Source organism: Paracoccus xiamenensis (genome assembly GCF_011308835.1).
Taxonomy (GTDB): domain Bacteria; phylum Pseudomonadota; class Alphaproteobacteria; order Rhodobacterales; family Rhodobacteraceae; genus Paracoccus; species Paracoccus xiamenensis.
In genome coordinates this window covers 1-1,376 of the sequence record NZ_JAAOHY010000020.1, presented here as the reverse complement: position 1 = coordinate 1,376, position 1,376 = coordinate 1, and the positions used below count along the sequence as shown (strand labels likewise).

Below are 1,376 nucleotides of genomic sequence, written 5' to 3'. Positions count from 1 at the left end.
GAGATATGGGCGAAAGTTGGTGACGCTTGATCAGGCGGCGACTTGAAGTTGGCGGAGGCCGTCGCGGAACTCAACCCCCTGGATGATCTCCGGCAGACGGTTCTGGCCATCGAGTTTGCGCCATTTCCCCTGCGCTGACATCATCAGCTTGAAGGCCATGGCCAGCCCGGTCCTGCGACTGAGGCAACCTTTGGTGCGCTTGGTGCGGTGCCGAACGGTCGCGAAGGTGCTTTCAATTGGGTTCGATGTCCGGATGTGTTTCCAGTGCTCGGCCGGGTAGTCGTAAAAGGTCAGAAGCGCCTCGCGATCCTTGACCAGCTTGGCAACGGCCTTGTCGTATTTGACGCCGTAGGTTTCGACGAAGAAATCGAAAGCAGCGCCGGCCCCGGCCTTGGTTTCCGCCTGCCAGATGTCATGGAGATGACCCTTGGCCTTGTCCTGCAGCGACTTTGGCAGCGCGTTGAGCACGTTCATTGTCTTGTGGACCCAACAGCGCTGTTCGCGCGTGGTAGCAAAGACCTCGCGCAGGGCGGTCCAGAACCCGAGCGCGCCGTCGCCGATGGCCAGCTTGGGATCCTGCTTCAGGCCCCGGCGCCGCAGATCGAGCAAAAGCTCACGCCAGCTCTCAGCGCTTTCGCGGAAGCCGTCGATCATCGCCAGAAGCTCCTTGTGGCCATATTCATCGGCCCCGACGATCACCAGAACGCATTGCCTTTCCTCAGCCATGCGCGGTTTGAAATACACCCCGTCAGCCCAGATGTAGAGAAAGCGCCGATGGCTCAGGTCGCGCCTTTGCCAGGCCTCATAGTCGTTCCACCAATCCGCCTTCAGCCGCGTGATTGTCTTGGCGGAAAGCCCATGGGCGTTTGGGCCGAGAAGCGCTGCCAAGGCTTCGCTGAAATCACCCGTGCTGACGCCCTTGAGATAAAGCCAGGGCAGCAGCTCCTCCACTGATTTCGCCTTGCGCAGGTATCGCGGCAGGATGCTGGGCGTGAAGGTGATCTTGTCCTCACCAGGCTTGCGATCTCGCACCCGTGGCACTTTCACCGGCACCGGACCGATCCCGGTCATCACCTTTCGTTCCGGCAGATGGCCATGGCGCACCAGGCGCGCACGCCCATCCTCAAGCTTTTCCTTGGAAAAGGCGGCCATGAGCGTGGCCAGCTCGGCGTGGATCGCCTGTTCAATCAACTTGCGCGCGCCATTGCGGAGAACGTCGGTGAATGCATCGGCGCTAAATCCCGATGGATCGGGGAGTTGGGTGATGGTATTCTCTGGCATGTGGCATATCCCTTTCTCGGCTGAGAATTGACGGCGCGTGAACACCGCCATGATATGCCGCCCCTCAGGGCATCACCAACTTTCGCTCATTACTC

At 60.2% G+C, this 1,376-nt stretch carries 1 protein-coding gene; it reads right to left on the bottom strand.

Annotation, left to right across the window (positions count from 1 at the left end):
- Positions 1-30: 30 nt before the first annotated feature.
- Positions 31-1,281, bottom strand: coding sequence for an IS256 family transposase (locus tag G7044_RS17840; RefSeq protein WP_036744357.1), 1,251 nt, complete (start codon positions 1,279-1,281; stop codon positions 31-33).
- Between the last annotated feature and the right edge of the window lie 95 nt (positions 1,282-1,376).